At 40.9% G+C, this 24,401-nt stretch carries 21 protein-coding genes; 3 read left to right on the top strand and 18 right to left on the bottom strand.

Annotated features, from left to right (window positions below; translation table 11 throughout):
- The 4 genes from AC3ZVC_RS13955 to adhP form a co-directional block, all read right to left on the bottom strand.
- Positions 1-885: a branched-chain amino acid ABC transporter permease gene (locus AC3ZVC_RS13955; RefSeq protein WP_214728238.1), complete on the bottom strand. Its 885-nt coding sequence runs from the start codon at positions 883-885 to the stop codon at positions 1-3.
- Positions 885-2,792, bottom strand: coding sequence for an AMP-binding protein (locus AC3ZVC_RS13950; RefSeq protein WP_490063833.1), 1,908 nt, complete (start codon positions 2,790-2,792; stop codon positions 885-887). Before AC3ZVC_RS13950 ends, AC3ZVC_RS13955 begins: the two co-directional genes overlap by 1 nt.
- Positions 2,793-2,850: 58 nt before the next feature.
- Positions 2,851-3,621, bottom strand: a complete 771-nt coding sequence (locus tag AC3ZVC_RS13945; protein WP_214728234.1) for an ABC transporter ATP-binding protein — start codon at positions 3,619-3,621, stop codon at positions 2,851-2,853.
- Positions 3,622-4,217: 596 nt separating this feature from the next.
- Entirely contained in the window at positions 4,218-5,234 is a 1,017-nt protein-coding gene (adhP, locus tag AC3ZVC_RS13940) for an alcohol dehydrogenase AdhP (RefSeq protein ID WP_214728266.1), read from the bottom strand.
- A 266-nt stretch (positions 5,235-5,500) separates the two neighbouring features.
- Here adhP and AC3ZVC_RS13935 point away from each other — a divergent pair, with 266 nt between their 5' ends.
- The 3 genes from AC3ZVC_RS13935 to AC3ZVC_RS13925 all read left to right on the top strand — a co-directional run bounded on the left by AC3ZVC_RS13935 (position 5,501) and on the right by AC3ZVC_RS13925 (position 7,890).
- On the top strand, positions 5,501-5,956 hold the full coding sequence (locus tag AC3ZVC_RS13935) for a hypothetical protein (RefSeq protein ID WP_490068932.1): 456 nt from the start codon (positions 5,501-5,503) through the stop codon (positions 5,954-5,956).
- Between the two features lie 106 nt (positions 5,957-6,062).
- Entirely contained in the window at positions 6,063-7,403 is a 1,341-nt protein-coding gene (locus AC3ZVC_RS13930) for an FAD-dependent oxidoreductase (RefSeq protein WP_490063832.1), read from the top strand.
- Between the two features lie 112 nt (positions 7,404-7,515).
- Complete coding sequence (locus AC3ZVC_RS13925; RefSeq protein ID WP_214728228.1) at positions 7,516-7,890, top strand: nucleotide excision repair endonuclease; 375 nt, start codon at positions 7,516-7,518, stop codon at positions 7,888-7,890.
- Positions 7,891-8,011: 121 nt separating this feature from the next.
- On the opposite strand, the gene pssA is transcribed toward AC3ZVC_RS13925, so the two are convergent.
- From pssA to AC3ZVC_RS13855, 14 genes are all read right to left on the bottom strand, one after another.
- Positions 8,012-8,707 carry a CDP-diacylglycerol--serine O-phosphatidyltransferase gene (gene pssA, locus AC3ZVC_RS13920; protein ID WP_490063831.1) on the bottom strand — a complete coding sequence of 232 codons (696 nt, stop codon included), beginning with the start codon at positions 8,705-8,707 and terminating at the stop codon, positions 8,012-8,014.
- 466 nt (positions 8,708-9,173) lie between these two features.
- Positions 9,174-10,301: a CaiB/BaiF CoA transferase family protein gene (locus AC3ZVC_RS13915; RefSeq protein WP_490068931.1), complete on the bottom strand. Its 1,128-nt coding sequence runs from the start codon at positions 10,299-10,301 to the stop codon at positions 9,174-9,176.
- A 20-nt stretch (positions 10,302-10,321) separates the two neighbouring features.
- A complete protein-coding gene (locus AC3ZVC_RS13910) occupies positions 10,322-11,890 on the bottom strand; it encodes a fatty acid--CoA ligase (RefSeq protein ID WP_490063830.1) in 1,569 nt (522 codons plus the stop codon).
- Positions 11,891-11,910: 20 nt separating this feature from the next.
- On the bottom strand, positions 11,911-13,062 hold the full coding sequence (locus tag AC3ZVC_RS13905) for a thiolase family protein (protein ID WP_490063829.1): 1,152 nt from the start codon (positions 13,060-13,062) through the stop codon (positions 11,911-11,913).
- A gap of 12 nt (positions 13,063-13,074) precedes the next feature.
- Positions 13,075-14,220, bottom strand: coding sequence for an acyl-CoA dehydrogenase family protein (locus AC3ZVC_RS13900; RefSeq protein WP_490063828.1), 1,146 nt, complete (start codon positions 14,218-14,220; stop codon positions 13,075-13,077).
- A gap of 175 nt (positions 14,221-14,395) precedes the next feature.
- The gene (locus AC3ZVC_RS13895; RefSeq protein ID WP_490063827.1) at positions 14,396-15,163 is read right to left on the bottom strand and encodes a 3-hydroxyacyl-CoA dehydrogenase; all 768 of its coding nucleotides are present in this window, start codon (positions 15,161-15,163) and stop codon (positions 14,396-14,398) included.
- A 74-nt stretch (positions 15,164-15,237) separates the two neighbouring features.
- Positions 15,238-15,804, bottom strand: coding sequence for a competence protein ComK (locus AC3ZVC_RS13890; protein ID WP_490063826.1), 567 nt, complete (start codon positions 15,802-15,804; stop codon positions 15,238-15,240).
- Between the two features lie 865 nt (positions 15,805-16,669).
- Positions 16,670-17,197, bottom strand: coding sequence for an RNA polymerase sigma factor (locus AC3ZVC_RS13885; RefSeq protein ID WP_490063825.1), 528 nt, complete (start codon positions 17,195-17,197; stop codon positions 16,670-16,672).
- 27 nt (positions 17,198-17,224) lie between these two features.
- Positions 17,225-19,183, bottom strand: coding sequence for a DUF6449 domain-containing protein (locus AC3ZVC_RS13880; protein WP_490063824.1), 1,959 nt, complete (start codon positions 19,181-19,183; stop codon positions 17,225-17,227).
- Positions 19,158-20,054, bottom strand: a complete 897-nt coding sequence (locus AC3ZVC_RS13875; protein ID WP_490063823.1) for an ABC transporter ATP-binding protein — start codon at positions 20,052-20,054, stop codon at positions 19,158-19,160. The genes AC3ZVC_RS13880 and AC3ZVC_RS13875 overlap by 26 nt, the downstream gene beginning before the upstream one ends.
- The gene (locus tag AC3ZVC_RS13870; RefSeq protein WP_490063822.1) at positions 20,038-20,436 is read right to left on the bottom strand and encodes a GntR family transcriptional regulator; all 399 of its coding nucleotides are present in this window, start codon (positions 20,434-20,436) and stop codon (positions 20,038-20,040) included. The genes AC3ZVC_RS13875 and AC3ZVC_RS13870 overlap by 17 nt, the downstream gene beginning before the upstream one ends.
- Before the next feature lie 266 nt (positions 20,437-20,702).
- Entirely contained in the window at positions 20,703-22,493 is a 1,791-nt protein-coding gene (locus AC3ZVC_RS13865) for an L-lactate permease (RefSeq protein ID WP_490063821.1), read from the bottom strand.
- A 236-nt stretch (positions 22,494-22,729) separates the two neighbouring features.
- Positions 22,730-23,506: an IclR family transcriptional regulator gene (locus AC3ZVC_RS13860; RefSeq protein ID WP_490063820.1), complete on the bottom strand. Its 777-nt coding sequence runs from the start codon at positions 23,504-23,506 to the stop codon at positions 22,730-22,732.
- A 68-nt stretch (positions 23,507-23,574) separates the two neighbouring features.
- The gene (locus AC3ZVC_RS13855) at positions 23,575-24,354 is read right to left on the bottom strand and encodes a fumarylacetoacetate hydrolase family protein (RefSeq protein WP_490063819.1); all 780 of its coding nucleotides are present in this window, start codon (positions 24,352-24,354) and stop codon (positions 23,575-23,577) included.
- Positions 24,355-24,401 lie beyond the last annotated feature (47 nt).

Here is a 24,401-nt window from a genome sequence, read left to right as displayed (position 1 = left end):
TTACACCCTCTCGATTTCTTTTTTTCCGAACAAACCATACGGCTTGAACATCAGGATTAATACGAGGATGACAAACGGCATCACTTCTTTCAGACCGCCTCCAACCAATGGATCCAGGTAACCGCCAGTCAAGCTTTCTAGTATGCCGATAATGAGCCCGCCGATAATGGCGCCTGGTATACTGTCAAGCCCTCCGAGGATGGCAACCGGCAAAACCTTCAATCCGATAGCCGAAAGGGAAGCGTTAACGCCATTAATATTCCCTAGCAGGATGCCTCCGACTGCTGAAACAATAGCAGCAATCGCCCAGGCTACCGCAAAAATCATTTTGACGCTAATCCCCATCGACATCGCTGCCTGCTGGTCATCTGCAGTAGCTCTCATTGCAATGCCTAGCTTTGAATATTTGAAGAAGAGCGTGAAGATCACAAGCATAATAACAACTATTAAAAGCGACCAGAGATACACCGGTGCTATCACGATTTCTCCCAGCTTAACCGGCTGTTCAGAGAAAACTTTCGGAAACACGCGCGTTTCATGTCCCCATGTTATATGAACGATTCCTGCCAGCACACTGGATAACCCTATCGTTGCCATGATCATTGAAATAACCGGCTCCCCGATAAATGGCCTGAGTACAATTCGCTCAATTACAAATCCAAGTACCGCACTAAAAATCAATGCAATCATTAATGCCGCAACAAAGGGTATGTTGTATGCTGTGATCAGGGTCAAACACACATAGGTTCCAATGAGAAGGAACTCTCCTTGTGCAAAGTTGATGGCATCACTGGATTTATAAATTAAAACAAACCCGAGTGCCACCAAAGCATAGACACTTCCTACTACAACTCCTGTTACGATCATTTGCAAGAAAAAAGTCATTAAGCTGCCCCCTCTCCTTCATCCATAAAGATGACTTGAAGTGTCGTTTGAATCGTTTGTTCCATACCGTCACGATATTTGATCGTTCCATTAACCTTAATCTTTTTATCCTCGGTATACAGACCATCGATAAGCAATTCATACTTTTTGGCAACAAATTGCCTGCGTACTTTCTTTGTTCTCGTTAGTTCTTCATCATCTGCATCCAATTCTTTGTACAGCAGGACAAATTTCTTCACACGGGCTTTTTCTGGAAGGGACTGATTGATTTCCTGGACCTGTTTTTCAATTAAATCGAGGACCTCCGGCTTTGAAGACAAATCCGTATAGGTTGTGTAGCTGATCTGGTTCTTCTCCGCCCAGCGCCCCACATTTTTCATATCAATATTTATCATTGCAACTACATAAGGTCGGTCCTTGCCAATTGCTACTGCCTCCTGGATATAAGAGCTGAACTTCAGTTTGTTCTCAATAAATTGCGGAGAAAACATCTCACCAGTGTCAAGGCGGATAACATCCTTAATTCGGTCAATAACATACAAATGCCCTTCCTCATCCAGACTGCCCGCATCCCCCGTATGCAGCCAGCCGTCCTGAATGGTATCTTTCGTACTTTTTTCATTTTTGTAGTAGCCCTTACAGACACTTGAGCTTTTAATAAGAATTTCACCTTCATCGGAAATCTTTACTTCCGTTCCAGGGATGGGGATACCAACGCTATCGAGCTTGATATCTCCATCACGATGCACGATTGATATACCGGAAACCTCTGTTTGACCGTAAATACTTTTCACATTCACTCCGATGCTGTGAAAAAACTCAAACACATCCGGTCCTAGCGGGGCCCCTCCTGTATAGGCACGCTTGATTTTCAATAACCCCAAATGGTCGCGAATTGCACTGAACATCAGATAGTCCGCAATTTTATATAGAAGTTTTGTGCCCGAGCTTATTGGTTTATTTTCAAAATGGGCCTTAGCCACTTTCTCTCCAATAGGCTTGCACCAGTTATATACCTTTCTTTTCAGCCAGCCGCTATCCTGAATCTTAACCTGAAAGCGGGAAACCATGTCTTCATAGATTCTTGGCGGCGAAAACATTACCTGCGGGCCAATTTCCCGCAAGTCCTCCAAGACAGTTGTCGGTTCTTCCGGGAAGTTAATTGTCATCCCGTTATATAGCCCCATAGCAATTGTCATCATTTGCTCGCCAATCCAGGCAAGCGGCAGAACAGAGACGTATTCATCTTTATCTGTCAGCGGATCAATGCTTGATAGATTTTTAGCCATTTCTACCAGATTTTGATAAGTTAGCATTGTTCCTTTCGGATTTCCGGTTGTTCCGGAAGTGTAAGAAAGAATGGCAACATCGTCCGTAGTACCTTTATCAACTTCATGCTGGAAAAAAGTCGGCTGCTGTGATTTAAATGTATTGCCCAGTGCTAGTACATCTTCGAATTTAAGAAGAAAATCCTCCTGATAATCTCTCATCCCTCTAGGATCGTAATAAATGATCGTTTTCACTTTTGGAATGGTTTCTTTTATCTCCAGCAGTTTATCCACTTGCTCCTGATCTTCGGCTACCACAATCGTGGCATCGCAATCATCGATAATATAGCTGAGCTCAGCAGAAAGGGATTCCTGATAGATCCCCACGGATATGCCTCCCAGGCTCTGTGCCGCAAGTTCACTGATTACCCATTCAGGCCTGTTTTCTCCTATAATGGCAAGCTTATCTCCTCTTTCAAGCCCCAGTGTTGCTAATCCAAGGCTGAAGTTTATAACCTGGTCTAAAAAAGATTCATATGTGAGTTCGTTCCAAATTCCAAACTCTTTTTCTCTCAAAGCTACTTGAGACCCATCTTTGTAAGCCCTTTCAATTAAAAGCTGCGGAAACGTCATACTCATAAAATTGATCCCCCCTCCTTAAAAAATTAAAGCTCTATTTGCAGCCGCTTTTTGTTTTTTATACGGCATCTTCTTCTCCCAAATAAGCTTCTATTACTTTAGGATTATTCTGGATTTCTTCTGGTGTCCCATAGCCGATGAGCTTACCGAAATCCAGTACCGCAATATGATCCGACAAATCCATGACAACGCCCATGTCATGCTCTATTAAAATAATGGTTGTATTCATTTCCTCGTGGATATCGATAATATAGCGGGCCATATCCTCTTTTTCCTCGCTGTTCATCCCGGCCATTGGTTCATCCAAAAGAAGGATCTCTGGTTCCAATGCAAGCGCCCTGCCCGTTTCAACCCGTTTTTGTAAACCGTAGGAAAGTGTTCCCACAGGCGTGTTCCGAATGTGCTCAATTTCGAGGAAATCGATTACCTGCTCAACCTTTTTGCGATGTTCGATTTCTTCTCTTTGTGCCTTTCCCCAATAAAGGCCTCCAGCCAGAACCCCTGTTTTCATCCTCACGTGGCGGCCGAGCATCAGATTGTCCAATACTGATAAATGCGGAAAAAGTTCAATATTCTGGAACGCTCGGGCAATTCCGAGGCTTGCTCTTTTATGGGGCTTATAGCGGGTAATATCTTCCCCCTTGAAGTTGATCGACCCGGAAGCCGGCCTATAAAGACCGCTTATACAATTCAGCATACTCGTCTTACCAGCACCATTTGGCCCAATGAGTGAAAAAATTTCTCCTTCCTTCACTTCATAAGAGACATGATCCAGAGCAACAACTCCGCCAAATCGTAGTGTGACATCTTTAATCTCTAAAATACCCAAACGATCAATCCCCCTTTTTACGTGCAGCGAAATATATTTTTATAAAATTATGAATAGTTTAAATATTCTTTATTTAATACTATTTTCCTTTTTTTCTTAAGAATATTTTTTCACGTCCCCAGCACTTTCTCATTTTTATGTTCTTTGAATTTTTGATATGACATATTTCTTATTGAGATGTGTTTTTCACTATAGATATAGGAAAATTCAAGAGACTTTTAGATGATCGTTTAGGAATTTGAAAAATGGGGGTCTTTTCTCTATGCTTATGCCTTTTTACGGATAGTACTGGGTACGATTAGTTCCTCTTCTCTCTGCTTTTTCTTTCTAACGGGCACGAATCAGGACGATTAGTTCCATTTCTCTTTGCTTTTTCCTTCCCCTGGACCCTAATGGAGAAGGTTATTGCCAATTCGCACTGCTATACGGATTCTACTAGCACGAATAGGATCCTTACTTTCCTTTTCTCGATGCTTTCACATTTACTGGCAAGAATGATGCAGAACAAAACCTTAAATGCCATGTATTCTGCAAGCTACATCTAAAACAGGCTGGACACCAAGGTGTCCAGCCCCATAACAAACTATATCAACCTATCAATCTTCAAACTTAATAACAATACGGCCATTGATTTTTCCCTGTTCCAAGTCATCAAAAACTTTATTAATTTCTTCGAGGTTTGCTGTTTCTACTATCGTTTTAACTTTACCATCCGCTGCAAATTGTAATGCTTCCTGTAGGTCCTTCCTTGTTCCTACAATGGATCCGACGATACTGACACCATTCAGTACAGTATCAAAAATTGGCACCTCCATTACTTCTGGCGGCAAGCCTACTGCCACACATTTTCCGCCGCGTTTTACAGCTCTGTATGCTTCATTAAAAGCATGCTTGGAAACAGCCGTACAAATAGATGCCTGGACACCGCCAATCTCACGCTGGATGAAGTTTGCTGAATCCCCCTCTTTCGGATTAACTGTTAAATCCGCACCTAAATCCCTTGCCAGCTGCAGCTTTTCGTCAAACGTATCCACTGCAATCACTTTTAATCCCATTGCTTTTGCGTATTGGACTGCCACATGGCCTAGTCCGCCGATTCCATACACAGCCACCCACTCACCCGGTTTTGCTTCCCCTACCTTTAGGGCTTTATATGTAGTCACCCCGGCACAAAAGATGGGTGCAGCCTCTACATAATCAAGCGAATCTGGCACTTTTACGACATACCTTGCATCTGCCAAGCAATATTCAGCGTAGCCTCCATTGATTGAATAGCCGGCATTAAGCTGGTTATGGCACAGAGTTTCACGTCCCGTTAAGCAATATTCACATTGTCCGCAGGCGGAATACAGCCAAGGAACACCAACCCTGTCTCCTGCCTTCAAGTGTGTGATTCCCTCTCCGACCTCGACAATTTCCCCTACACCTTCATGACCGGGAATGAGCGGAAGTGTTGGTTTAACCGGCCAGTCTCCATGGGCTGCATGCAAATCTGTATGGCAAACGCCGCAAGCTTTGATTTTTACTAAAACATCATTCTTTCCTACTGATGGAATTTTTACGTTTTCAATTGCCAGGTTTTCTTTAAATTCATGTACAACTGCTGCTTTCATCATTTTTTCATTGCTGCATTGTTCACACATGTCTCTTCACCTCAAGCGTTATTTTGGTCTATCAACCACGTATTTATTGTCTTAGAAATGCCGTTATTCCACAATATTTTTGTGAATGTCTTCACATACAAGACGAACATTTATTACATTTTTTTTAACAAATTAATAAATTGCTTGATTTTTATATTACATGTTGATTAAAACTCAAAAATAAACATAACAATGCTAGTAAGACTTTTTAAAAAGGAGAATTTCACTTGATCTGTGTGTGCGAAGAGATAGGTCCTCCCCGTTATGGCCTTTCCGGAAAAGCAGCCATCGTCGAAGATAAACAGACTATATTAAAAAATTTTGGATTAAGGGACGGAAATTGGCTGCGTTTATGGAATATTGACTGCAGACTTCTAACAATGTTTTATCAATCACTTGATTCCCGGTATGACTGGTTTATTGTCGTTTATGATTATCAGATGTTCTGTATAGATAGAGAAGTTAAAGAAGCAATTATCTGGCATGAGGTTGGGCATATCACTTACCCTGTTGGGCGTAACTGCATAAGTGTGGAAAACGAAATCAATTGCGACCATATTGCTGTTAATAACGGACAGAAGGAAGGCTTGAAAAAAGTGCTCGATCTTACGCTTAATATGGCCCGCTCACTTAATAATGAATTGCTTATAAAACTGACAAACGAAAGAAAGGAAAGGATAAACGCTTACTAAGGATCTTAAGGGATCCTTTTTTAATTACTTTGAAAATTTTCCTGTCCAAAAAGGAACCTCTTCGGGTACTATTAAAAAAGCTAGCAGATATTTTGGGGGATTATGAATGAGTGAAAGTAAAACACAATACATAGAAAAGAAAACAGCTTTAGTGATCGGCGGAAGTATTGCAGGGATGCTGGCTGCACGGGTACTGTCAGATTTTTTTGAAGAGGTTATTATAATCGAAAAAGACCCGAAAAACACAAAAGGACAAATTCGAAAAGGAATTCCACAAGGAGCTCAAGGGCATGTTCTTTTAAAGAGCGGTGAAGAAATACTCGAGGAATTTTTCTCTGGACTGACAGATGAAATGATTAAAGAAGGATCTGTGCCTGCTGATTTTGCCAATGACCTGGCCTGGTACCATCATGGAGGATGGAAAATTAAATATGATTCAGGCCTATCCATCATCCAGCAAAGCCGCCCGTTTCTTGAGGGGCATATCAGAAGAAGAATGGATAGGATTGATAATATACATACACTATATAATACAAAAGTCAAAGGGCTGCTCACCGACGGGTCCAGAGTAACCGGAATTGAAGCTGAAACTGCTGATGAAGTGATTGAATTAAGCGCAGACTTAACAGTGGAAACTTCCGGGGCCAGTTCACTAGCAGTCCAATGGCTTAAAAAGCTAGGCTTTGCGGCACCAGAGAAAACAGAGATTAAAGTAAATTTATTTTATGCTAACCGGATTTACCGAAAACTTTCCCCTATCCAGAGAGAATGGAAAAGTTTATTGGTTTATCCGAATCCGCCTGCTCAAGTTTGTGGCGGCGGTATTTCTCCAACTGAAGATAACCAATGGATGGTTACGCTTTTAGGATATGGATTCAGCTCACCTCCGGCTGATAACGATGCTTTTCTGGAATTTGCAAAGAATTTAGAGCAGCCGCATGTATATGAAGCAATTAAGGATGGCGAACCGGTTACAGATACTGAAGCTTACCGTTTCCCAGCATTGCGCCGAATTCATTTTGAAAAGTTAAAGTCATTTCCAAAAGGGCTTATTGTGATGGGAGATGCCTTTTGCCGAATTGATCCGGTTTTTGCCCAGGGAATGAGTATTGCTGCAAAAGAAGCAAAAGCTTTACAAGAGATATTTAAAGCAGCAGGAGATTCAGAAGTTGATCCGAAAGTTTTTCACCATAGAATCAGCAAAATCGTTGATATTCCATGGTTAATTGCTTTAACAGAAGACTTCAGATTTTCTCAAACAAAGGGAACCAAGCCAGTTGGCCTTCCTCTGCTTCAATGGTATGTAAAAAAAGTGGTGCTGGCTTGCTCCCATGATTCTTACATATATGGGCGCTTTATGAAGGTTCTCCATTTGCAGGCACATCCATTTAGTTTAATCACTCCAAGGGTATTGAGAGGTATTTTCAGATTTTCTGCCAGGGTATGAATCACGAATCCTGACCTTGGATAAAATAAATGCAATTATCGGTTTTTTTCCTGATTGTGGATTACTTATTAAGTTTATGGTACCCTTTAGTTCAGAATAGGAAGTGATATTATTGATTAAAATTGAAATCCCTGAACCAAATCTCGTTATTACAAAAAACAGGCAAACTGGACAGGCAAGCGAAAGTGAGCTTAGCAGTGTCTATGGTTTCACAGACTATCATAAAATCCCCAGGGACAAAGGCGGCATGATTTTGTTTTTTGACGTGAATGAAGATCTGCTGTTTGTAGGGAAAGCCCGCAAGTTAAGGCAGCGTGTTAAAAAGCATTTTGAAGACAATGTATCGCCAATCAAAAACCACCGGGATGACGTATATAAAATTGCCGTCATCTATGTGGAAGATAGCATGGAACGGGAAATTTATGAAACCTATATTATCAATACACTGCAAGCAAAATATAATATTGACAAAGTCTTCTACAAGTAAAAAGGCCAATTAGGCCTTTTTTTCGTTTTAGTAAAAGGCTCTTTTCGTATAGATTGTTGTTTTTGGACTATAAAGCTTGCGAAAACAGCCCACTAAAAAGCAGACCCTATAATAGAGTCTGCTAATCGATTTCTTTTTTATTTTTCCCTTTAATAAACCTATAGGCCAAATACGCAATATATAACGGAATCGCTATGTAAATCAGGTTGGGAAATGGCCCGTATGATCCCTTATAGATTACATACAACACACTTCCCAAAAAGATTGTAACGATTGTCCCGTACTTTGGAAGTGGAACTTCCTTAAAGCTGGGTATTCGTATTCTGCTTACCATTAAAAAGCATAAAGCCGTGAACACAACAGTTGTAATGATATTTGGAATCCGGTCACCAAACAGAGTCAGAGTCGCCATAATCCCCCCGGCTGCCGTGATGGGCACACCGATAAAATAGTTCAGGGAGGATTTAGGAGGGCTTATGTTAAATCTGGCTAAACGATAGGCTCCGAATAATGGAAATAGACCTGATACAATTAATCCAAGTATTCCAAATTGAAAAAAGTATGTATAAAATACCAAAAATGATGGCGCCACTCCGAACGTAACGATGTCTGCCAGTGAATCTAGCTCTTTTCCAAGCGTACTATCCGCTTTCAGCATTCTGGCAAGCCTGCCGTCCATGCTATCAAGCATCATGCCAATTAAGATGAGAATAGCTGCATTTTTGAATTGTCCATTGGCAGCTAAACCGATTGATAGAAAACCGCAATATAAGTTACCCAACGTAACGATGTTTGGGATTGTTTTAATAAAACGCACTCGTGACCATCACACTCCAAATTTAATAAAAGTTTATTTTAGTATGTATTCCCATTCATTATATCATTTAATCTATATGCACAGTTGCCTTCTTTCAAATAGCGGCAAATATACATCTTATAGTTACTTATCATATAACACAACCTTTAAGCTCTCCATATATATTGTAAATACAAGGAGATGCAGACCGATGCCTACGAATGGCTCGGTTTGAATAGAAAACACCGCCATTACCCCTTCCGCCAAAACTTATACTACAAGTTCTTTTCCCTTAACAATCCCATCAGGGACAGTGATTCGTTTTAATTTTACCAGTAGTACTTTTTCGAAACTTTGCTAACTTTGCTAATGGAAAGACCCTTAATTCATAAATTAAGGGTCGGCTCATTTTTTGAACCTCTAATTCCGCCTGGCTAACAGCAGTATTCGGCAAAAAAACAAATCGCCATCCGTCCATTGCTTACTTTTAAAGTACTTCCTCTTTTTTCATTGTCTTGATTTTCTCAGCTGTAATTCCCGCAATCTCTGTTAAAACCTCTTCAGTGTGCTCGCCTTTGTTGGGAGGCAATGACGCTTCTGTCCTTAGATTTCCATGCATTTTAATAGCAGGATAACTTAGGTTCTTTTCAAAAGTTCTTTTGAAAAGAGGAAAGTCTTTCAGTTCCTCCGTTTCCAATATAGGAGCCAGGCAGCAATCAACTGTTTGCCCAAATTCAGACCATTCTTTCATTGTCCTGCTTTTGAATAGTTCCGTTACTTCCATAAAAATAGGATTATCACTATTAGTCTTGGAAAACTGGGCCTCAATCCAATCTTCCCTTCCTGCTGCCTTGCAGAAGTTCACCCAAAACTTAGGCTCCAGAGCAGCAAGTGCCATGAAACGTTTATCCCCTGTTTCATAGATTGAATAAGCAATGATGTCCCCATTTAAAATAGAAACTCCATTGGAATAGCCTGTCTCATTCTCTATCAGCAGATGGTTACCCATGATTGAAGCCATAACCTCTGCTATGGAAATACAATGATAACCTCCCTTGCCGGTATGCTTACAGGAAAGCAAAGCAGCCAGTATTCTTTCGCTCGCTGCCATGCCTCCCATATAGTCTGCCATTGTAATGGCAGGATGGACTGGCCTTCCGTTTCGATCCTTTAGCTGGGCAAGAACGCCGCTTACCGCCATATAGTTCAAATCATGGCTTCCCAGATTGCGTTTGCCTCCAATCTCACCGTAGCCTGTAAGGGAGCAATAGACGATATCGGGCTTCAGCTTTTTAGCAGATTCATAGTCAAGCCCAAGCTTTTTCATAACTCCGGGGCGGAAACTTTCTAGGACAGCATCACTTTCTGCAATCAATTTCAGGGCAGCATCCCGCCCATCTTCCCTTTTTAAATCCAGCGTTATACTTTTTTTACCGCGGTTATTCGCCACAAATACAGCACCTGTTCCCTCAATTTTAATATCCAGATGCCTGCCCGGGTCTCCGTTGACAGGTTCTACTTTAATGACTTCAGCTCCCATTTCCGCAAGTCTCATTGAGGCATACGGGCCTGGGAGATAATTTGAAAAATCGATTATTCTTATGCCTTTTAACATCATCCATTCCTTTCTGCGGCTTATATTTTCCCATCTGCAAATAAATCCTCAAGCTGTTTGCGAAGCATGAATTTTTGGATTTTACCGCTTGCATTTCTTGGCAGAACATCACAAAAAACATACTTTCTTGGCCGTTTATAATTGGCGAGCTCGATGCTTTTTTTACAAAGTTCGTCCAGCTCTTGTTCTGACAGGGAAAGATCTTTTTTTACAACAAATGCCGTAACCGTTTCTCCCCATCGGTCGTCAGGCTGGCCGATTACTGCAACATCAAGAACTCCATTATGCGTATATAAAACATCTTCCACTTCACGCGGATAGATATTTTCTCCTCCGCTTATGATCATGTCGTCGACACGATCTTTTACAAATAAATACCCCTCATCATCCAGGAACCCAATATCGCCCGAATGGTACCACCCGCCATGCATCGCATTTTGGGTAGCTTCCTCCCGATTAAAATAGCCACTCATCATACATGGGCCTTTCACGATTATTTCGCCTGTCTCTCCAGCTGGAACGGTATCTTCCGGATCCGAAGGGCCGTTTTCGTTTGGCCTGACAATTCGTATTTCATGATTTAAGCATGCCTGCCCAGCAGAACCGGCTTTTCTGATCTGGTCGTGTTCAGACAGGAACGTGATAGCAGGGCCCATTTCCGTCATTCCATATGCCTGCACAAGGGAAATGCCCAATTTATCTCGGCAAGCATAAACGAGTGCCGGAGCCATTGGAGCTGCTCCATAAAGCCCCAGTTTTAAGCTTTCAAGATTATAATTACTGAGTTTTTCCTGAAGAAGCATATTCCACATTGTTGGTGCTGCGAAAAATTTTGTAATTTTTTCTTCGGTAATTAACCGTAAAACTTCTTTCGGTTCAAAATGATGGAGGATTGTATTTGTTGCACCCACATGCACACGGGGCAAAAAGGCACAATGAAGCTCTGCACAATGAAACATAGGTGCGGTTACGAGGCCATTATCACTGCTTTCGAGCTTTGTCGCCCCGATGACGATAAGGCTTTGTTCCACCATATCCCGATGGCGATGAACCACACCTTTTGGCCTTCCGGTTGTACCGCTGGTGTACATGATAGCATATAAGTCTTGCTCTTCTATTTCCGCCTCTATATCGGTGTGCGGTGCCGAATCGACTTTTTCACGATAAGATGCTGCATATTCTGGCAAGTTTTCATCGATATACCAGAAGGATGTATGGGGGAAACGCTGAGCAATGGGAGTTATGCCGGATTCCAGCATTTGCTCAAATAACACTACTTTTGGTTCTGCATCCTGAAGAATATAAGCTACTTCCTCGGACATCAGCCTGAAGTTGATCGGATTGAACACCGCACCAATTTTCGCACAGGCAAAGAACGCCGTTGCCAGTTCTTCAGTGTTAAATAAATAGGTTGAAACCCTGTCACCTTTCCTTACACCGGCATTTAACAGGGCATTCGCGAGCTTATTTATCTCCAGGCTCCATTCTTTATAGGTAAAACGCAGATTTTTTCTGACATCAAACAATGCCTCTTTGTTCGGAAACTTTCCGGCAGTCAAGTCAAAAATTCTCCCAATTGTAGTCGTCATTTTCATTCCTCCCCTTAATTTTAATTTAATCGTTCAAGAATTGTGGCATTTGCCATTCCATGGCCTTCGCACATTGTCTGCAGACCGTAGCGGCCTCCGGTCCTTTCCAGCTCATGCATCATGGTAACCATTAAGCGGGCTCCGCTCCCTCCAAGCGGATGGCCAAGCGCAATCGCGCCACCGTTTGGATTAAGCTTGACCGGATCGGCCCCTGTTTCCTTCAGCCATGCAAGTGGGACTGGGGCAAAAGCTTCGTTCACTTCAAAAATATCAATCTCATTAATTGATAAACCAGCTTTTTTTAAGACCTTTTCTGTTGCTGGAATTGGTCCTGTCAGCATTAAGGTAGGATCAGAACCTACTACTGAACGGGCAAGAATCCTAAACCTGGGTTTAAGACCCAGTTCCATGGCTTTTTCACGGGACATAATCAAAAGGGCCGCTGCTCCATCACTTATTTGGCTGGAGTTGCCTGCATGAATAACTCCATCTTCCTTGAAAACTGTTTTTAAGCTGCTCAGGGCATCTACAGATGTTTCTTTCCGGGGCCCGGAATCTTCTTTTACAGTAACGGTTTGTCCGTCAGGCTGAGTTACTTCCACTGGTGCAATCTCACGGGCAAAATAGCCTTCAGCTTGTGCTTTTAAAGCTTTTTGATGGCTTTCATATGAATAATGATCCAATTGCTCTCTTGTAAATCCATACTTTTCTGCAATTCGTTCTGCCGACAATCCCTGGTGAATAATTTCATGCCTGCTTGTCAGCTTTTCGCTGAATCCAACACCTTGATAGCTGGAGCCTATAGGCACACGGGTCATGCTTTCAACTCCGCCTGCAATGACAACATCCATATCTCCTGCTAAAATAGCCTGTGCAGCAAAATGGACAGCCTGCTGGCTTGAACCACATTGGCGGTCAATAGTTGTTCCAGGAACCTCAATAGGAAAACCGGCAATCAATGCGGCTACCCTCGCAATATCTCCCGTTTGCTCCCCGATTTGCGATACGCATCCAAGGATGACATCATCAATGATGGCCGGGTCAATGCCTGCGCGATTTACCAGCGCTTTTAAAGCCTCTGCAGCCAGATCATCGGCCCGGAAATCTTTTAAAAGTCCATTTTTTCTGCCTACAGGGGTACGGACTCCTTCTACAATGACAACTTCACGCATATTTGCTCCTCCTTATAACCCCATATTTTTTGCAATAATACTTTTCATAATTTCATTTGTACCGGCATATATGCTGGCGACAGGAATATCCCTGAACCTTCTGGCAATCTCGTATTCTTCCATATAGCCATAGCCGCCATGAAGCTGCATGCATTCAGCAGCAATTTTCCGTGCATTGTCTGTCAATTTCCATTTCGCCATGGATACTTTTGTAACCACATCTTTGCCTTCCATGTGCTCGGCAATTAAATTGTCAAGAAAAGCCCTTCCCATTTCAATATCCGTAGCCATTTCAGCTATTTTGAATTGAGTGTTTTGGAATCGGCTGATCTGTTTTCCAAAAGCCTCCCGGTTCTTGACATATTCAAGTGTCAATTTCAGCATTTCTTCTGCAGCCACTTGTGCAGCGATTGCAACTACAAGCCGTTCCTGCTGCAGTTTTTCCATTAAATATAAAAAGCCTTTTCCTTCTTCACCAATTAAATTCCCTTTTGGAACCTTACAGTCCTCAAAAATCAGCTCTGCTGTGTCCTGACAATGAAGCCCTACTTTTTTTAGCTTCCTTCCCCGGCTAAAACCGGGTGTCTCTCTCTCTATAGCAAGCAAACTTACGCCTTTGTGCTTTGGCTCTGCATTCGGATCCGTTTTGCAGGCTACGATGATCAAGTCTGAATGGATACCATTTGTTATGAAGGTCTTTTCTCCATTCACAATGTAATGGTCCCCTTCAAGCTTTGCTGTCGTTTTAATCCCTGCCAAATCCGAACCAGCCCCAGGTTCAGTCATGGCAATCGCTGTGATGATCTCCCCAGTTGTACATTTTGGCAGCCATCTTTTTTTCTGTTCCTCTGTTCCATATGCGGTTATATATGGAACTACGATATCATTGTGAAGCCCGATTCCGACAAGACCTGAACCAACCCGTTCCAGCTCTTCATTGATGACAACAGCAAAACCCCAGTCCACTCCGCTGCCGCCATACTTCTCATCTATATCGGGGCATAGAAAGCCCTGCTCACCCATTTTGCGCCAAAACTCCCGAGGAATAATTCCGTCCTCTTCCCATTCCTCATAATTCGGATAGGCTTCCTTCTCTAGAAATTTGCGTAAAGACTCTCGAAAAATTTCATGCTCTTCCTGTATGAATGGTGCAGCCATGGTTTCCCTCCGAATCTATAAATTTTATTGCCATAATTCATATTGATGCATCTCCGCCTTTGCAAAGGCTTTCATGTCTATTGTACAATAATTGTCATTATTTTTAGAACATTTAGAATTATAAAATTCAAAAAAAACTAACCTTTTTGCTATAAAGGTTAGTTTTCTTTATTCTCTATTTTGGCTGCATGCGAATGGCACCGTCCAGACGGATCGTTTCTCCATTCAGCATCGGATTTTCTACAATACTATGAACCAGCTTTGCATATTCTTCCGGATACCCCAACCTTGATGGAAATGGCACCATTTTCCCCAAAGAATCTCTCGCCTCTTCCGGGAGTGATTCAAACATAGGTGTATGGAATAACCCGGGTGCAATGGTCATAACACGAATTCCATAGGAGGCAAGCTCTCTTGCAATCGGCAAAGTCATACTGACCACACCGCCCTTTGAAGCACTGTAGGCGGCCTGCCCTATTTGCCCTTCAAAGGCTGCGACAGAAGCCGTGTTAATAATGACCCCTCTTTCTCCGTGTTCATTTGGTGCATTCTTTGTCATCTGGTCCGAAGCTAATCTGATAACATTGAAAGTCCCTATAAGATTAATAGAGATAACTTTGGAGAATGTTTCAAGCTCATGAATCCCCTTGCGGCTCAATAATTTAGCAGCTATCCCTATACCTGCACAATTGACAACCGCATTCATATACCCGAACTGATCTGCCGCATATGCAACTGCTTTACGGATGTCGTCTTCCTTGGTTACATCCGCTTTTATATAGAGGATATTTTCACCATATTCCTCCATAAGCTTATTCCCTCGCTCTTCTGCCAGATCAACGATAAGTACTTTGCCGCCACTTCCCGCTAGTTTCCTGGCAGTCGCCTCTCCTAGCCCTGAAGCACCGCCAGTGATTATTGCCCTGCAATCCTGAAGTTTCATAATGAGCCTCCCTTTAAATAAGCATTCTCAGGAGTTCTTTCCATTTGCATGCTGGTTTTTCCTGCTAATTTAATTTAAAAACCATGCTTAAAATCATTACTTTGGTATTTGTTATATTCATTCCGCATGAAGTTAATTCCATTTTCTGGATCAAGGATAAAGGATCTTGTCCTATCCGTCATTTTATTCATTTTATATTGGAGCTGTTCAGCAGAATCGATTCTTAATTTAAGCTGTTTTAAACTAATCTCCAAAGTAATTGTACAGCCATTACTCAAGAATACTCCAGTATGGCTTTTGGAATAATAGACAATATCTGAAATATGATGCAGAGCAATCCAAACACAGTCTACCTCATTTGGAGATTTATGAGGAAGCCAGTACATATCCGGATTCCCGTTGATCCGTACCGGCGGGAAATTAATATTTCCGAGAATGGTTTTTGTACCCCGCATGGCTCCCTTTAAATCAGAGCAATAATGTAATAGACTTCCATTCATTAATTCATAAGGTGATGTATCCACACCAAAACTATGGTCCCCTTCTATTACTTTTGAGTAGTTTCCGCTTGGCGAGAATACTGGTAAGATCGCCTGCGTATCACGTCGTATTACAAACTTCCCTTTAAAACTCCCCATCATTTTCGAATCACCCTTTTTAAAATTTTTGTGACATATTTCACATTTTAATAAAAAGGAGTATACTTACATGGAAAGGTATACTCCTTTCACCACTCTCTCTTGTGTGAGTCCGCCAGGCTGAGGCAAGAGAGATTTTCTTTTCTGCCGCAAACACCCCCTAAAAAAGAAAGCGCTTTATTTTCCCTTTAGGGAAAATATTTTGTCAATAAAATTTATGAATACACATGTTGAGGACAATATTCTAAGGGGCAGCAGGTATGAGGAGCCTAACTAAGAGGATATCCTGCTAGAGCCATAATAGATTACGACAAATTCTGCAGCTTTCGGGACTATTATACCTATAATTTCTATTAAATGTAAAAATATATTTCGATAATTCTTGCAATTTTTAGAGCAGCATTATTTCCTTCCCTCCTTATTGATTAACTTCATTGACACCTCTGCGGGTATAGGAATATAATATTTGGGCTTCTTAATTAAATGAAGATAGAATTGTCAGCATTCTATTGATTTCATAGGTAAATGTAAATTTTTTTTAAAGAGTTAAGTTCCCTATAAAAACTTTCGAAAAATGTTCACATTTTAAAATGCCTCAGATGCGCAAAACATGGACCATATTCGTTTTAACTCCTATTAACTACCATATCAACAGGTATCACTGGATTATCGTCGTTATTCCATTCAATTAACTACCATCCTACCAGCATCCCTGAGATTTTCGTCGTTATTCCTCACGATTAACTACCATATCACGGCTCTATCCATTATCAATTCAGGCATTATAATCAAAATGTTCTTAATAATATCAGCAACTGTTCCAATGAAATATAAAAAACAGCTCCCCTTCAGAAGCTGTTTTTAAAAATCAGGCAGAAGACCGATCTTCGAGCATTTCTCTCAGCTGCTTCCTGACACGGTACAATTTTGTTTTAACTGTATTAGGGTTAAGATGAAGGATGTCCGCTATTTCCCTTTCCTTTAACCCATATCTTATTTTGAGCAGGAATACTCTTTTCTGTTCAGGTGAGAGAGAATCGACATATGTGTATATCTGTTCCTGCAGCATGTTTACCTCTGCTTCCTGACCGGCATCTAGATGTGTTCTCTCCAGACATTTTTCCAAATCGGTGCAGACTGCTATTCTCTCATTTGTCCTTCTTTCTTTTCGGACAAAATCGATCGCTGTTCTGGTAGCAATCGCCGATAGCCATGCACCTAATTTTTCCTGATCCTTAATGGTATCTATTTTTTTATATGCTTTAATGAGTGTTTCCTGCACAACATCCTGTGCAAGATAGTGATCACGGGTAATGCAGTAAGCAATGTGAAAAAGCCGATTATTATACAGATTGCAGATTTCTCTCATATCAACTGAATGTTTACTCACTCTCATCCCCCTCTCTTTCCAGCTATATAGCTTCTATTCAAAATGTTTTTTAATGAAGTCTGGCACGTTTTCTCCATTGAAGTTTTTAATATCAATTGCTCTTTGTTCTTCAAAATAGAAGGCAATTAAATATTCTCCATCAACAAAACCTCTTGCGTTCTTAAGACTGCTCTCAATTTGTTCTTTATTAGTGATTTTCAATGCCTGGTTGCTTTGTTTCATATCTTCAAAAATTTCCTCGTATGAAAAACCTCTTGCATGATTAATATTAAGATCCTCTGCTTTCATAACAAGGGCATATGAAACATCGTTACTTGTTACCCTGGCTTCATCAAGGAGTGACTTTTCCTTCAGCCATTTTTCAAATTTAGTATAGGAAGGATTCCATTGCATGTATGCTTTCTTGCTGTTGCTATAATAAATTTCGATATAGGCATACGGCTCGACATAATTCATGCTGTCTTCATAGGCTGCTGAATCCACTTCTTCTGTCAAAATTTCAACTGCTTCTTTTAGATCATCAGGATTTGTAACCGTAGCCCGCTTATTTACAGGACCTGAAGGTGTGATGGTAATTTTGGTTGTTTCTTCAGCTGCAACTTTATAGATTTCGTTTGTTGCTTTTTTATATTCATCCGATTCAAAGATAAGCTTATAAAATGGTGTGTATTTCGTTTTATCTATTTTGTAATTTCGAACAAGTTTTTCGCCATTTTTGAGCTCATACACGATAAAAGCAGTATCGAGGTCATTGGCCTGCATGTGTTCCATGTTTTTATTTTCAACAATCTCTTTATGAAGCCTTCTGACCAGATCAATATTTTCATATTCTCTTAGATATAAAGGCTCATCCCGATCAATGTCACTATATAGATAATAACTTTCGCTAATATGGACTCGATTTATCTCTCGGGCTGAAGGGATGTTTTTTTCATATTGGGTAAAGTCAAATTGAAATAGCATGAACAATACTGCGATTGCAGCTGTATAAATGATTAGTCCTTTAACATGGATAGTCACACGCCAGGATTTTTGCAAAACCATTTCTGCCATTGCATATCCGATCAGTGCTCCGAACACATAACCTGCAATTAGCCATCCCACGCCGTTCCGCATCTCGCCAAAGTACATCCCGCCAAGAAGCATGGTACAAAATGTTGTTCCGTATTTAAAAATTGGTTTAGTAATTGGAAATACAAGCGCCTGGGTAACAGCCTCAAGCTTTCTCTTTTTATAAACCCACAGGCTTAGCCAATATAGCGAAAGTATCAGAATAAGATAAACCATAATCTCGCTTGCTCCAGGAGATCGGTAATCGGTTTGAACCAATGAGACCAATGGAGAAAATTTTTCCAGCCTACTCTCCAAATAGTATTGGTTAGGGTATCCATATAAATAAAATGGCAAATTAAAAGCGAGCAGAATAATTAGCCCAACCGGCAGCAGCAGAGCAATATAGGTTAAGGCACCATGTACAGCAGATAAACCTGTAACCATTCCTACAAAAACACCAGCCAAGTAAATTATGGAGTTGTACATAAGGGTGATGCCCAGCCATTTAAAAATTTCGCCAATTTCATAAAATTCATTCAAGAAGAGCGGCTGGTAAAGAAGCAAAACGATAATGGCAATGAGCAGAACCGGCAAAATTAAAAGAATAAGTCCTGTAATTGCATATTGATGAAAAATGGCTTCTCTCTTAATCGGCAGGCTATGCATTAAATCACTATAGGGTTTCACCTGCAGAAACCGAAATAAAAAGACTGCCATAAGCACCGGTACGCTCATATTCAAAATTATTTGAATTTGAAAATGATATTGAAACAGATTGTCAATATCTATGAATTTACGCTGTTCCTCTGAAGTGGTCATCAAAATCTCAAGCGGAATGGTAAAAAACAGCCCTAAAAAATAGATAATCGAAACCCAGCCAATACTCCTTATGATGGTTTTCCAAATTTCTTTATTAACCAAGGATATTTTGGACGGCATATCCAACATCCCCCATTTCATAAATAAAGATTTCTTCCAGTGTAAGGGGCAGCAGATCAAAAATGACTGGTTTGAATTGCTCAACATATGCTGAGATTTCCTCAGCATCTCCCTTGACAATACAAATCATGACACTTCCTCTTTTTTCTTTATGCAGCAGATTCATAGAATCGAAGATGGCAGGTACCGGTCCTTTAAAAGCTACCTGGATTTTATGGGTCTCTGATTTGATATCATCCAAGTCTTTTTCAAGAATGATCCGCCCCTTATGCATAATGCCTATATAATCACACAAGTCTTCCACTTCCCGTAAATTATGAGATGAAATCAAAATAGTCATTTCCCTATCTGCAACCTCATTAATTAGAAGGCTTTTAACCTTTTTTCGCATAACAGGATCCAGGCCATCCATTGGTTCATCAAGAATCAGGACTTCCGGTCTCGCCGACAAAGCAAGGATAAATGCAGCCTGTCTCTGGATTCCTTTTGAAAATCTATGAATCTTTTTATGTACATCCATTTCAAATAGGGCAGCCAGCTCGTCGAATCGAACTTCATCCCATCCGCTATAAATGCTCTTATAAAACTGTGCCATGTGCTTTACCGTATATTGTGGAAGAAAAAAGGGATTATCCTGAATAAAGAAGATCTTATCCTTAATGGCCTTGTTTTCAAAAACTGGCTCGCTATCTATCGTCACTGATCCTTCATCCTGTACATAAATGCCTGACAATAGTTTCAAGAGTGTTGTTTTCCCGGCTCCATTGGAACCTAGCAATCCATATATAGATCCTTTGTTCACATGAATGCTAACCTTTTCAACAGCTTCCAGTTCCTCAAAAGATTTCCGGACGTTACTGATTTTGATCACTTTCAATCCCTCCCCCTACTGTTGCTTCTATCTCTTTAATCATCTTGTATAATTCATCGGCTGAGATGCCGAGGTATAATGCCTCAGAAAGGAGCTTTGAAAGCTCACTTTTTACCTTTACTATTTTTTCACTGTTTTGCTTGGGAGTTGCAGGACTGACAAAGCTTCCTTTTCCTTTAATTGAATAGATATAGCTTTGGGATTCCAGCTCCCTGTATGCCTTTTGAATGGTATTAGGATTTATCGTCAGCTGCTGGGCCAGCGTTCTTACGGAAGGCAGCTGTTCATCAGCCTTTAAAACCTCGGTTATGATCAGCTCTTTTAACCGTTCAACCAATTGTTCATATATGGGCTTCCGGCTCCTTACGTCCAATTCAAACATGCTAACCCTCCCATCTGTATATAGTGTACTATGATTCATAATACAGTTAATACAGTTAGATTATATTACAAGTAACTGGAAAAAGGAATAGGGATCTTAGAAGTTTTTTAATAACTTATGGCTGTTTTTGTAAAGTTTGTTGCTTTTTGAGGGCAAATGTATTTTACCAACTGAGTTGATTGTAGCGGAGGTCACATGGAGCCTACCTTATAAATCCACAATAAAAAACTGGCTTAGCATAACAGCTAAGCCAGTTGAAAAAATCATTATTTAGCAGACTTCACATTCACTGGAGGAGGAGGCAAAATCATGTTGGAGCGTCTGTTGTTTGTTGCGATAATGTAAACGGCAGCGACTGCAATACCGACTGCAATGAATGACCCAAGGTTGAAGATGCCTTTTTGTGAATACCAGACAATCGAGTATCCGACAGATCCTGCTAATAAAGCGTAATAGAAAAACGGGAATAATGTTTTTCGAATAACAGCTCCTTCTTTTCCTACTAATCCTACAACAGCTGATGCTGCTACAACGTTATGCACACAAATCATGTTGCCAGCTGCTCCGCCTACTGCCTGAAGGGCAACGATCCACGTAGCATCCACACCGATTTGTGATCCTACATCATATTGGAACAAGGAGAACATCATATTACTAACTGTATTACTTCCGGCAATAAAGGCACCAAGACCACCAATAAATGTTGCAAAGAACGGCCAGAATTCTCCTGCGAGGGCTGCAGCTCCATTTGCTAATTCAATCGGCATTTGGTTATAGCCAGCAGCTCCTCCGCCTGTATTAATGAATACCTGAACCATTGGCACTGTAAAAATTAAAGCCGTAGAAGCAGCTACTGTTGTTTTACCTGAATCAGCCCAAGCTTTTTTATATGAATTTGAATTCATTCCATGAATGAAATAGGTGATAACTGATACCAAAATAAAGATGGTACCAGGCAAGTACAGCGGCTGAAAACTCGAAGTGATTCCTGAATCAAAGATGTTCTCGAACTTTACAGTCCAGGACTGCATCCAGCCAAGGAATGGAAGCGATTTCAATCTGGTTAATACTAAAAACAGGCCGACTAAAACATAAGGAGCCCATGCACGCATCATGCTCATGCTTCCGCTTTTGTGTGTTACCTCTTTAATTTCAAGTTTTCCAGTCCATTCAGGATCCCATTTAGACTTTTCTTCAAAATCCCAAACCTGATCCTTTGGCGGCATAAGAAAGCCTTTTTTTGCTGCAGAAACTACAATTGCCAAACCGACTAATCCACCAACCATTGATGGGAACTCAGGTCCAAGGACATTCGCTACAATTACATATGGGATTGTCATGGCAAAAGCAGCAAATAGGGCAAATTTCCAGACTTTAATTCCTTCAGAAAAGGATTTGTTTTTTCCAAAAAATCTTGTCATTAAAGCCACTACAAATAAAGGAATTAATGTGCCTGCTATCATATGGAGAATTGCAACCTGTCCAGCAATTTGTGTAACTAGTGCCAACAGATTGTCCGTAAGGCTGGCGTTACCCGATAAACCAGTCTGTACTCCCACCAGCATAGGAGTTCCTACGGCGCCAAAGGAAACAGGCGTACTTTGAATAACCATACCGGCAACAACTGCTGCCATTGCTGGGAACCCTAATCCAACTAAAAGCGGAACCGCTACTGCTGCAGGAGTTCCAAAGCCTGATGCACCTTCAATAAACGACCCAAACAGCCACGCGATGATAATGACCTGAATACGCCGGTCTGCAGAGATATCCGTGAATCCCTGGCGGATTGTTTTAATGCCTCCGCTTTCCTGCAGGGTGTTAAGGAGCAGAATTGCACCAAAAATAATGTACAGGAGTGTTCCAGCGACTACAAGACCGTTAATTGAGGCAGCAGCAACATTAACGCCGGGCACTTTCCAGATAAATAGCGCTAAAACGACCGCCACAAGGTATGAAATGGGCATCGCTTTACTTGCCGGCCATCTCATTCCAACAAGGAACACTGCAACAGCAATAATCGGCAAAAGAGATAGAAAAGCTAAAGTTCCAGTACTCATAAAAACATTTCCTCCTTTTGTTTCGTAATGACAAACAATAATTGCATTTTGTTGCGGACGAAGAAACATTGTTATATAACTATAACAGTTTTGTTATACAACAACTACTTTGCCTATACTTTATTATACAGTCCTTTTTTGTAATTTCAACAATATTAAGAAAATTAGATATATATTTTTTAATAAAAAAATTAGCCCGATATATCTTTAATATAAGATAAATCGGGCTAATAAATTTAACTGATACGGCTGACATGACCTAAACGGACAGAAATATCTTTTCCTGTTTTAACCATTATCGATGTCAGCGTCTTCATCCTGTCATCGGTCATTCTCAGAGTAGGACCAGATATACTGACCGCTGCAATCACTTTTCCCAAATGGTCAAAAATAGGAACAGCTACACATGTAATGCCATATTCGTTTTCCTCCAGATCAAGCGCATATCCCTTTTGCCTAACTTGGCTGAGTTCTTTAAGAAATTCTTCTTTATCAGTTATAGTTTTATCCGTATGGACCGGCATCCCCTTCCGTTCCAGGATATCAACTACAACACTGGAGGGCAGGTGTGCAAGAATGGCTTTCCCTACAGATGTGCAGTGCATAGGAGCCCTTTTCCCAACCTTTGAGTGCATCCTCAATGTTTCATTGCCCTCAAGCTTTTCGATATATACAACTTCTCCCTGATCGTATACCACTAAATGAATAACTTCGTTAGTCTCATTTTCAAGTTCTTGTAAAAAAGGCCTTGCTTCCGCTCTCAAATCGATTGATTCAAGGAGCTTTGAGCTGATCTCAAGGAACTTGTAGCCAAGCTTATATTTGCCTGTTTCGCCATCCTGCTCAATATACCCATATTGTACAAGTGTAGAAAGGATTCGGTAAACCGAGCTTTTATTTATGTCTATTTGTTTGGCTATCTCCGTAACCCCAAGGCCGCCTTTTTTCATGCTAACCAGCGTGATGATATCAAGTGCTCTGCTAACAGATTTAACCATATTTTCTCTTTCCAAAACGTTCACCTCTGGTGCAAAACCTTTATCTTTAAAACATTATAGCATACAAGAAAATGTGAAAATGATTAAACTGTTTTTGCACCTTCTCGGGCTGCGGCAAATGTATTGCGAAGTGTTCCTACTTCTTTAATTTCACACTCAATAACATCGCCGGAACCAACCATTTCAGCTCCAACTGGGCTTCCAGTCAAAATGACATCCCCTGGCTTCAGTGTCATCACATTCGTCAGGTAAGAAATCATTTTGCGGATCGGTATAATCATTAATTCTGTACTGCTGTTCTGCTTTTCTTGCCCGTTTAATTTCGCTTCAACCTTTACTTGGAATGGATCCAATTCTGTTTCAATAACTGGTCCCAGCGGAGTGAATGTATCGAATGATTTTCCTACCGTCCAATGTCCGTCACTATGGAAGAATTGCGGCGCTGTTACATCATTCCCTACTGTATAGCCAAAGACATAATCAAGCACATCCGATTCTGCTACATTCTTAGCCTCTTTCCCGATAACTACAGCAAGTTCCGATTCAAATTTAACCTGTTCAATGCCCTCCGGAATTACGATGTTTTCCTCTGGTCCAATAACTGACGAAACTGGCTTGAAAAAGAATACTGGAATCTCAGGAGTCGTTTCAGGTAAATCAGCTTTTGCAGTTACGTAGTTAGCTCCAATACCGATAATCTGATTTGGCACAAGGGGGGCCAGCTGCTTTACTTCGCTTTTTGAGAAAGAATTCCCTGTATACTCCCATTCTCCAAAAATATCACCTTTAATTTCTTTAACTGTTTCATTTTCTATTACACCTGTATGTACAGCTGAATTAACTTCGAACCTTGTAAACTTCATTTTCTGCATCTCCCTTCAGTTATCTGTAAAGAACAGGGCATTTTCAT

The organism is Cytobacillus sp. C11.1 (assembly GCF_058145115.1).
This window is presented reverse-complemented; position numbering and strand designations above follow the sequence as displayed.

Coding starts and splice junctions, on each gene's coding strand:
- AC3ZVC_RS13880 (WP_490063824.1), bottom strand. CDS start 19,183: ATGCCGTCCAAAATATCCTTGGTTAATAAAGAAATTTGGAAAACCATC.
- AC3ZVC_RS13910 (WP_490063830.1), bottom strand. CDS start 11,890: ATGACGACTACAATTGGGAGAATTTTTGACTTGACTGCCGGAAAGTTT.
- AC3ZVC_RS13890 (WP_490063826.1), bottom strand. CDS start 15,804: ATGATGGGGAGTTTTAAAGGGAAGTTTGTAATACGACGTGATACGCAG.
- AC3ZVC_RS13915 (WP_490068931.1), bottom strand. CDS start 10,301: ATGTTAAAAGGCATAAGAATAATCGATTTTTCAAATTATCTCCCAGGC.
- AC3ZVC_RS13930 (WP_490063832.1), top strand. CDS start 6,063: ATGAGTGAAAGTAAAACACAATACATAGAAAAGAAAACAGCTTTAGTG.
- AC3ZVC_RS13855 (WP_490063819.1), bottom strand. CDS start 24,354: ATGAAGTTTACAAGGTTCGAAGTTAATTCAGCTGTACATACAGGTGTA.
- AC3ZVC_RS13955 (WP_214728238.1), bottom strand. CDS start 885: ATGACTTTTTTCTTGCAAATGATCGTAACAGGAGTTGTAGTAGGAAGT.
- AC3ZVC_RS13870 (WP_490063822.1), bottom strand. CDS start 20,436: ATGTTTGAATTGGACGTAAGGAGCCGGAAGCCCATATATGAACAATTG.
- AC3ZVC_RS13865 (WP_490063821.1), bottom strand. CDS start 22,493: ATGAGTACTGGAACTTTAGCTTTTCTATCTCTTTTGCCGATTATTGCT.
- AC3ZVC_RS13895 (WP_490063827.1), bottom strand. CDS start 15,163: ATGAAACTTCAGGATTGCAGGGCAATAATCACTGGCGGTGCTTCAGGG.
- AC3ZVC_RS13950 (WP_490063833.1), bottom strand. CDS start 2,792: ATGAGTATGACGTTTCCGCAGCTTTTAATTGAAAGGGCTTACAAAGAT.
- AC3ZVC_RS13885 (WP_490063825.1), bottom strand. CDS start 17,197: ATGAGAGTGAGTAAACATTCAGTTGATATGAGAGAAATCTGCAATCTG.
- AC3ZVC_RS13905 (WP_490063829.1), bottom strand. CDS start 13,062: ATGCGTGAAGTTGTCATTGTAGAAGGAGTCCGTACCCCTGTAGGCAGA.
- adhP (WP_214728266.1), bottom strand. CDS start 5,234: ATGAAAGCAGCAGTTGTACATGAATTTAAAGAAAACCTGGCAATTGAA.
- AC3ZVC_RS13900 (WP_490063828.1), bottom strand. CDS start 14,220: ATGGCTGCACCATTCATACAGGAAGAGCATGAAATTTTTCGAGAGTCT.